Genomic DNA, 7942 nt, shown 5'->3' with positions numbered 1-7942 from the left:
CAGGAGCCGTACAGGGCGCGTTCCCGCTCCACCAGCAGCGGCATCGCATCCGACGCGGTGACCAACTCCCGCAAGGGATACCGGGCCAGCACCGCATCCACCTCGGGAGACAGAGCGCCCTTCAGACGGTCGTGCACCGACAGGGAGTCGTCGCCGAGGGCCCCGGCGGCGGCCAGGACCAGCTCCCGCTCCGGGCCCTTGGGCACGCCGGCGGCCGCACGCTCGTAGAGTTCGGCCCCCTCCTCCAGGACGAGGCCGGTGTCGATGCCGGCGGGGATCTTCACGCCGGCGGTGTGCCGCCAGGTGCCGAGGGGATCCGACCAGGCCTCCACCCGGAAGGTCCACCGGCCGGTGGCGTCCGGAGTGATCTCCGCGCCCCAGACGTCGCTGCCGGGAGACAGCTCCCGCATCGGAGTCCAGGGGCCGCGCCGGCCCTTCGGATCCCGCAGGACCACATTGGCACCCACCGCGTCGTGTCCCTCCCGGAACACGGTGGCGGTGACCTGGAACGTCTCTCCGGTCACCGCCTTCGCCGGGCGCCTGCCGCACTCAACGGCCGGCCGGACGTCACGTACCGGTACGCGGCCGATGGTCGGGGTCCTGCGCATGGATCTCACCTCCGCCGTGCGCGAAGCCGGGCACCGGGCCCGGCTTCGCGATCCTGGAAACGGGCCGGCCGCTGCCGTCCCGAGGGGGAACGCCATGTACGGTGCCAGGTCAGGGGCTTGGCGCCGTGGAACGCCGCTCCGGTGGCGGCGCGCGTCGAGCCTTCCGGCCCGGTTGCGGCCGCCCGTCCTGCTCGCGCAGATAGCCGGCCAGGGTGGAGCGCAGATACCGCTCGGCCGCGTCCGCGGCCTCCCGGGCGCAGCGCTTTCCCATCAACACGCACAAGGTGTAGCCCGAATCCTCGAAGGCGGCCCGGACCGTGCGGTCGTGGGGCGAGGCGAGCATCACGCGCTCCCACGCCCGGTAACGCCGCAACTGCCGGGCCACTTCGGCCTTGGCGGGTAGCAGCATTGCCCTCTTCACCTTCCACGCTCTCGACTGGGCGCGTTCCCGACGGTCGGGTGGCGTCCGCGCGCGGAAGGGCGCGGCACCGTTACGGCGATCGAGGCTTTCACTCATGGTGCACGCAGGGACACGCAACGTCCTGTTGGACGTTCAACGACCCCGCCGTTCGTGATGCTCGTGTTGCACGAATGGCGTAGTGGTCCCACTGTGGAGGTGACTCAGAAGCGATCAACGCTCACGTTACGTGTCCGGGATCCCTCCCGGACGGGGCGAGGGAGCGAGAACTTCGCCGGTGAGGAGCAAGCGACAATGAAGACCGCAGTGCCCTGCTACTACCACCTCGACGTGGAAGTCAGCCCGGAACGGGTGGGACAGGTCAGCCGCATCCTGGCCGCCCACCTCCGCTACTGGGACCTCGAGAACCTCGTGGACCCCGTCCGCCGCGGCGCCGAAATGCTGCTGCGGGCGATCGACCAGCACGCCACGGACAAGGCCACATCGATCGAGATGTGGTGGAACGGACAGCATCTCATCACCGCCGTGGGCGGCGACGACCGGGAGCTGCGCCCCGACCAGGATCTGCGGGCCTGCCTCGCGGATCTCGCCGCCATGAGCGACGGCTGGGGCTGCTGTGCCACGGAGACGGGCAGCAAGATCATCTGGTTCTCGCAGCGCGCGCGGGCCGGTGAGCGCGTCCCGCTGGTGCCGACCGTCCCCGTGCCGAATCTGCGTCAGGTGCTGCAAGTACCGCGCACCACGCCGGTGGCCACGCTGGCCGCACCGGCCGAAGCAGCCGACGACGCCCTGGCGGGCGCCCGGTGACGGCGCGGAAACCGAGGAAAGGGGTGCCCGTGTGGAGCGGGCACCCCTACCCGTTGGGTGCCGTCTTCGACGGGCAGGGCACCAACTTCGCGCTGTTCAGCGAGGTCGCCGAGCACGTCGAGCTGATCCTGGTCGACGACGCCGGCACCGAGAAGTCCATCCCGCTGCACGAGGTCGACGGCTTCGTGTGGCACGCCTACCTGCCCGGCGTCGGCCCGGGACAGCGCTACGGCTACCGCGTGCACGGCCCCTGGCAGCCCTCCCTCGGCCACCGGTGCAATCCGGCGAAGCTGCTGCTCGACCCGTACGCGCGTGCCGTGGACGGCCAGATCGACAACCACGCCTCCCTCTACGAGCGGGCCCCGGACGGTCCGTCGCCGGGGAACAGTTCCGGGCACTCCATGCTCGGCGTGGTCACCGACCCGTACTTCGACTGGGGCGACGACCGCCCGCCGCGCCGGCCGTACGCGGACTCCGTCATCTACGAGGCCCATGTGCGCGGGATGACCCGCACCCACCCCGAGGTCCCCGAGCGGCTGCGCGGCAGCTACGCCGGCCTCGCCCATCCCGCGGTGCTCGACCACCTGACCTCGCTCGGCGTCACCGCGGTCGAGCTGATGCCGGTCCACCAGTTCGTGCAGGACGGCGTCCTGACCGACCGGGGCCTGTCCAACTACTGGGGCTACAACACCATCGGCTTCTTCGCCCCGCACAACGCCTACGCCGCCTTCGGCTCCCTCGGCGAGCAGGTCAACGAGTTCAAGGCCATGGTGAAGGCGCTGCACGCGGCGGGCCTCGAAGTGATCCTCGACGTGGTCTACAACCACACCGCCGAGGGCAACGAGATGGGCCCCACGCTGTCCTTCCGGGGCATCGACAACGCCTCCTACTACCGCCTGGTCGACGGCGACTGGGCGCACTACTACGACACCACCGGCACCGGCAACAGCCTGCTGATGCGGCACCCCTACGTCCTCCAGCTGATCATGGACTCGCTGCGGTACTGGGTGACCGAGATGCACGTCGACGGGTTCCGCTTCGACCTCGCGGCCACGCTGGCCCGCCAGTTCCACGAGGTGGACCGGCTCTCGGCGTTCTTCGACCTGATCCAGCAGGACCCGGTGATCAGCCGCGTCAAGCTCATCGCCGAACCCTGGGACGTGGGGGAGGGCGGCTACCAGGTCGGCAACTTCCCTCCGCTGTGGTCGGAGTGGAACGGCCGCTACCGGGACGCCGTACGGGACTTCTGGCGGGCCGAGCCCGGCTCGCTCGGTGAGTTCGCCTCCCGTCTCACCGGCTCCTCCGACCTCTACCAGGCGAGCCGCCGCCGGCCGCGCGCCAGCGTCAACTTCGTCACCGCGCACGACGGTTTCACCCTGCGCGACCTGGTGTCGTACAACGACAAGCACAACGAGGCCAACGGCGAGGGCAATCGCGACGGCGAGCGGTTCAACCGGTCCTGGAACTGCGGGGTGGAGGGCGACACCAGCGACCCGGTCGTCCTCGAACTGCGCGCCCGCCAGCAGCGCAACCTGCTGGCCACACTGCTGCTGAGCCAGGGCATACCGATGCTCTGCCACGGCGACGAACTCGGCCGCACCCAGCGCGGCAACAACAACGCCTACTGCCAGGACAACGAAGTCTCCTGGATCGACTGGGAGCTGACGGACGAGCAGCGTTCCCTCACCGACTTCACCCGGTACGTCATCAGCCTGCGCGCCGAGCACCCCGTGCTGCGCCGGCGCGGCTTCTTCGAGGGCGAGACCGCGACCGACGCCGACCAGCCGCTGCCCGACCTGACCTGGCTGCGGCCCGACGCGCGCGAGATGACCGGCCGGGACTGGCAGCGCCGCGACGCGCACTCCGTCGGCGTCTTCCTCAACGGCGACGCCATCGCCGAACGCGACGCCTACGGCCGCCGCGTCATCGACGACTCCTTCCTGCTGCTCCTCAACGGCTACTGGGAACCCGTCGACTTCCGCCTTCCCGACGACGTCTACGGCGAGCGCTGGACGACCCTGATCGACACCGCCGACCCCGACGGCATCCCCGACGAACGCGAACGCAAGGCCGGCACCCGCCTCCGCGTGGAGGCCCGCAGCCTGGTCCTCCTCTCCCGCCCCTCCACCGCCGCCTCCGGCTAGCCCGGCTCTCTTCACGTCGTGCGGGCGCGCCCCCCGGATCGGTCGGGGGGCGCGCCTGTGCCGGTCGTGATGGGTCAGCGCCCGCGCCGGTGGTGGTGGGGTCAGCGCATGGGGCGGTCGTGGTGAGGTCAGCGCATGGGGCGCGAGGTCACGGTGAACTGGGCGCCGTCGCGGTCGCGGAGGATCGCCTCGGACTCCTCCTCGCTGAGCACGCTGCCGCCGTGCTTCTCGGCGCCGCGGGCACAGGCCGCCACGTCGGCCACCGAGAAGTGGATCTGCCAGTGCGGCCGTACGGAGGGGTCCGGGGCCGACTCCACGGCGCCCGAGTCGATCCGCGCCACCACGTCGCCCCTGCTGCGCAGCACCACCTCGCCGCCCTCGTACTCGACCTCGCAGCAGCCCGGCTTGCCGGAGGCCCAGTCGAGGGTCTCGCCGTAGAAGAGCGCGGCGTCGAAGGCGTCGCGGGTGTGCAGCCGGATGAAGGTCGGAGCCGCTCTGCGCCACGCCTCCCAGTTGGAGACCAGTTCCCCCTGCCAGATCCCGAAGGTGGCCCCGTCACGGTCGGCGAGCAGCGCGGCCCGGCCGGGCGGGAAGGACAGCGGACCGACCGCCGCCGTACCCCCGCGCTCCCGGGCCCGGGACACGGCCACGTCGGCGTCCGGGACGGCGAAGTACGGCGTCCAGGCCACCGCCATCTGCCACATGGCGGCGACCGCCGCGATCCCGGCCACGGGCACGCCGTTCACCAGGGCGATCCGGAAGTGCTCCCCGAGCTTGACCCCGCGCCATCGCCAGCCCAGCACGGCGGTGTAGAACTCCTGGGTCGCCTCCAGGTCACGGCTGGTCAGGCTCACCCAGCAGGGGGCTCCGAAGACGGCGTGCGTCGAGACGACGTCCCTCTTCTTCCTCGGTCCCCCGTTGTCAGGTGTGTCTTGGTTCATGACAGTCGCGTCCTGCTCTCGGGGCCCGGCGGCCACCGGTCTGCCACCAGTGTCCAACCGGAAGGGGCTCGGCTGCCTGTCGAACACCCCGGTGGCACGCGGCCGGGCGAGTGAGGACGATGGAGGGCATGGCAGAGAGCGAGCCGGACCGGATCCTCGAGCTGCAGGCGGAAGTCGACCAGCTGAAGGAGGCCGTGGCCTCTCACGCGGTCGTCGACCAGGCGATCGGGATGGTGGTGGCCCTCGGCCGGGTGACGCCGGACCAGGGGTGGGAGGTGCTGAAGGAGGTCTCCCAGCACACCAACATCAAACTGCGCACCATCGCGGAACAGATCCTGATCTGGGGCCGCCGGGGCGACATCGCGCCCGAGATCCGTGCCGAGCTGGAGGACGCTCTCGACCGGTACGGGCCCACACAGATCCCGGGGTCCGAGCAGGACTGCCCGCCCTTCGCACCGGAGACCCCCGGGGGCGCGGACGAGTAAGTCGGCCGGCCTCCGCGATCAACTGTCTGACGCTCAGCGGCGGGCCTCCACGATCAACTGCCTGTGGCTCAGCGGCGGGCCTCCGCGAGCAGCTCCTCGCGCAGCCGGTCGAAGCAGCCGCTGAGCAGCCGGGAGACGTGCATCTGCGAGATGCCGAGCTGCTGCGCGATCCGGCTCTGTGTCATCCCTCCGAAGAACCGCAGGTACAGGATGGTGCGCTCGCGCTCCGGCAGGGCCGCGAGACAGGGCTTGACCGCCGCGCGGTCGACCACCAGGTCGAACCCGGGATCCGCCTCGCCGAGCGAGTCACCGAGCGCATACCCGTCCGTACCGGCCACCTCGGCGTCCAGCGACAGGGCGGTGAAGCACTCCAAGGCCTCCATGCCGGCGACCACCTCGGCCTCGCTGAGCCGCGTGTAGTCGGCTATCTCGGCGACGGTGGGCGCCTGCCCCGAGCTGGTCTGCGCCAGTTCCTTCACCGCGGCGCGGACCCGGTTGCGCAGGTCCTGTACCCGGCGCGGGACGTGCAGGGTCCACATGTGGTCACGGAAGTGGCGCTTGATCTCACCCGTGATGGTCGGCACCGCGTAGGCCTCGAAGGCGCGGCCACGCGACGGATCGAAGTGGTCGACGGCCTTCACCAGACCCAGCGCGGCCACCTGGTACAGATCCTCCAGGGACTCCCCGCGGCCGCGAAACCGTACGGCGATCCGCTCGGCCATGGGCAGCCACAGTTCGACGAGTTCGTCCCGCAGCGCCCGCCGCTCGGGACCGTCGGGCAGCCCCACGAGCCGTTCGAAGGAGTCGGCGGTGTCGGGGGCGTCGTCATGCGGGTGGGTTTTCGTGCTGCCAGTGACAGGCATCGTGCACCTCTCTCGGCAGGTGCCGTGCGGACAGACACCGCGGGAGGTGCGCTCGGACCGAGGAGAGGACACCGGGGTGTCCGGCATCGACCGGTCCCGCGGACGTGCCTCCTGTCCGAAGCACTGTCAGGCGCTTTCCCGCTGGGGGGCCGGTCGAAACAATTGCGCCGGTAGGGCATGAATTGGGCGCCCGGCTCGGCTCCGCGGGGGCTTGACCTGCGCTTGAAGCGATTACCTCTGTGTCAGAGGTAATCTTGGAACGTGGGGCCGGAGACGTTCACCGAAGAGCTGACCGACGCCCTGGCACGGATCCAGCGGCTGCTTCGGCGGCGGCTGCGCGGCGGGCTGTCCGGGCCGCGACTGCGCGGTGCCGAGGTGGAGCTGCTGCGCCTGGTCGAGGCCCGGCCCGGCATCCGCATCTCGGACGCCGCACGGGCCCTGCATCTGGCGGGCAACTCCGTGTCGACCCTGGTCAACCACCTCGTCCGGGACGGCTACCTCGTCCGCGAGACCGACCCGGCCGACCGGCGGGCCGCCCGCCTGCTGCTCACCGACGCCGCCCGCCGGCGGCTCGCGGACTGGAAGCGCCGCCGGGCCGAACTGGTCGGCCGCCACGTGGCCCGGCTGGACGAGGCCGACCGGGAAGCCCTCCGCGCCGCGCTCCCGGCCCTGCGCAAGCTCGCCGCCACCCTGCACGAGGAGGCCGAGGAATCGTGACGACCGAACCCCCCGCCCCGCAGCCCGCCGAGGCGCTCGCCTGCACCCGCCTCGCCTACGCCTTCGGGGACACCCGCGCGGTCGACGGACTCGACCTGGCCGTCCGCGAGGGCGAGGTGTTCGGACTGCTCGGCCCCAACGGCGCCGGCAAGACCACCGCGATCCGCTGCATCACCACGCTCCTTCCCGTCCCGGCCGGCATGGTCCGCGTCTTCGGGTACGACACCGCCACGGACCGCATGGCGGTGCGCCGCCTCCTCGGCTACGTCCCGCAACAGCTGTCCGCCGACAGCGGGCTCACCGGACGGGAGAACGTCGCCCTGTTCGCCCGCGTCTTCGACGTGCCGCGCCGCGAGCGCGCCGAACGCGTCGCCCAGGCACTGACCGCCGTCGGCCTCGCGGACGCCGCCGACCGGCTGGCCGGCACCTACTCCGGCGGCATGGTCCGCCGGCTCGAACTCGCCCAGGCCCTGGTCAGCGCGCCCCGGCTGCTGATCCTCGACGAGCCGACCATCGGCCTGGACCCCATCGCCCGCACCGGCGTCTGGGACCACATCAACGCCGTCCGCGCCGCCACCGGCATGACCGTCCTGGTCACCACCCACTACATGGACGAGGCCGACCAGTACTGCGACCGCGTCGGCCTGATGCACCGGGGCCGCGTGCGCGCCCTGGGCACCCCGGCCGAGCTGCGCCGGGGGCTCGCCGAACGCCGGGCGACCGACACCCTGCCCACGCTGGAGGACGTCTTCCGGGACGTCGCCGGCAGCGGCCTCGACGACCGGTCAGGAGGAGGTTTCCGCGATGTCCGAAGCACGCGCCGCACGGCAAACCGGGTCCGCTGACGCCACCACCGGCACCAGCGCCGGTACCAGCACCGGCACGGGCACCGCGCCCGCCGACGCCGCCGGCATGGGCACCGGGCCCGCTGACGGTACTGGCATGGGCACCGGGCCCGC

9 protein-coding genes are annotated in these 7942 nt (G+C 71.7%); 5 read left to right on the top strand and 4 right to left on the bottom strand.

The genetic code is table 11. The features are described from left to right. Window positions 1-608 (bottom strand): maltotransferase domain-containing protein (locus tag ABZ865_RS33365; protein ID WP_361238809.1); only part of this gene is annotated, 608 nt, incomplete at its 3' end. 109 nt (window positions 609-717) lie between these two features. Next, window positions 718-1017, bottom strand: coding sequence for a DUF5133 domain-containing protein (locus ABZ865_RS33360; protein WP_361238806.1), 300 nt, complete (start codon window positions 1015-1017; stop codon window positions 718-720). 303 nt (window positions 1018-1320) lie between these two features. On the opposite strand from ABZ865_RS33360, the gene ABZ865_RS33355 reads away from it, so the two are divergent. Next, window positions 1321-1833, top strand: a complete 513-nt coding sequence (locus ABZ865_RS33355) for a pep a2 (protein ID WP_361238803.1) — start codon at window positions 1321-1323, stop codon at window positions 1831-1833. Then, the gene (glgX, locus tag ABZ865_RS33350; protein WP_361238800.1) at window positions 1830-3977 is read left to right on the top strand and encodes a glycogen debranching protein GlgX; all 2148 of its coding nucleotides are present in this window, start codon (window positions 1830-1832) and stop codon (window positions 3975-3977) included. Before ABZ865_RS33355 ends, glgX begins: the two co-directional genes overlap by 4 nt. Window positions 3978-4105: 128 nt before the next feature. Here glgX and ABZ865_RS33345 read toward each other — a convergent pair whose 3' ends face one another. Beyond that, complete coding sequence (locus tag ABZ865_RS33345) at window positions 4106-4918, bottom strand: VOC family protein (RefSeq protein WP_361238797.1); 813 nt, start codon at window positions 4916-4918, stop codon at window positions 4106-4108. Window positions 4919-5046: 128 nt separating this feature from the next. On the opposite strand from ABZ865_RS33345, the gene ABZ865_RS33340 reads away from it, so the two are divergent. Beyond that, window positions 5047-5403 (top strand): ANTAR domain-containing protein, encoded by a 357-nt coding sequence (locus tag ABZ865_RS33340; RefSeq protein ID WP_361238794.1) that lies wholly within the window; start codon window positions 5047-5049, stop codon window positions 5401-5403. Window positions 5404-5471: 68 nt separating this feature from the next. On the opposite strand, the gene ABZ865_RS33335 is transcribed toward ABZ865_RS33340, so the two are convergent. After that, on the bottom strand, window positions 5472-6266 hold the full coding sequence (locus ABZ865_RS33335) for an RNA polymerase sigma factor SigF (RefSeq protein WP_361238791.1): 795 nt from the start codon (window positions 6264-6266) through the stop codon (window positions 5472-5474). Between the two features lie 261 nt (window positions 6267-6527). Between ABZ865_RS33335 and ABZ865_RS33330 the strand changes: the two genes are divergently transcribed. Continuing rightward, window positions 6528-6983 carry a MarR family transcriptional regulator gene (locus tag ABZ865_RS33330; protein WP_361238788.1) on the top strand — a complete coding sequence of 152 codons (456 nt, stop codon included), beginning with the start codon at window positions 6528-6530 and terminating at the stop codon, window positions 6981-6983. Continuing rightward, the gene (locus tag ABZ865_RS33325; protein WP_361238785.1) at window positions 6980-7828 is read left to right on the top strand and encodes an ATP-binding cassette domain-containing protein; all 849 of its coding nucleotides are present in this window, start codon (window positions 6980-6982) and stop codon (window positions 7826-7828) included. The genes ABZ865_RS33330 and ABZ865_RS33325 overlap by 4 nt, the downstream gene beginning before the upstream one ends. The last annotated feature ends 114 nt before the right edge of the window (window positions 7829-7942 follow it).

This window comes from Streptomyces sp. NPDC047085, assembly GCF_040643735.1.
Taxonomy (GTDB): Bacteria; Actinomycetota; Actinomycetes; order Streptomycetales; family Streptomycetaceae; genus Streptomyces.
The sequence above is the reverse complement of the archived record's forward strand: the minus strand, read 5'-3'. Positions and strand labels throughout refer to the sequence as shown.

Coding starts and splice junctions, on each gene's coding strand:
- ABZ865_RS33345 (WP_361238797.1), bottom strand. CDS start 4,918: ATGAACCAAGACACACCTGACAACGGGGGACCGAGGAAGAAGAGGGAC.
- ABZ865_RS33360 (WP_361238806.1), bottom strand. CDS start 1,017: ATGCTGCTACCCGCCAAGGCCGAAGTGGCCCGGCAGTTGCGGCGTTAC.
- ABZ865_RS33340 (WP_361238794.1), top strand. CDS start 5,047: ATGGCAGAGAGCGAGCCGGACCGGATCCTCGAGCTGCAGGCGGAAGTC.
- ABZ865_RS33335 (WP_361238791.1), bottom strand. CDS start 6,266: ATGCCTGTCACTGGCAGCACGAAAACCCACCCGCATGACGACGCCCCC.
- ABZ865_RS33355 (WP_361238803.1), top strand. CDS start 1,321: ATGAAGACCGCAGTGCCCTGCTACTACCACCTCGACGTGGAAGTCAGC.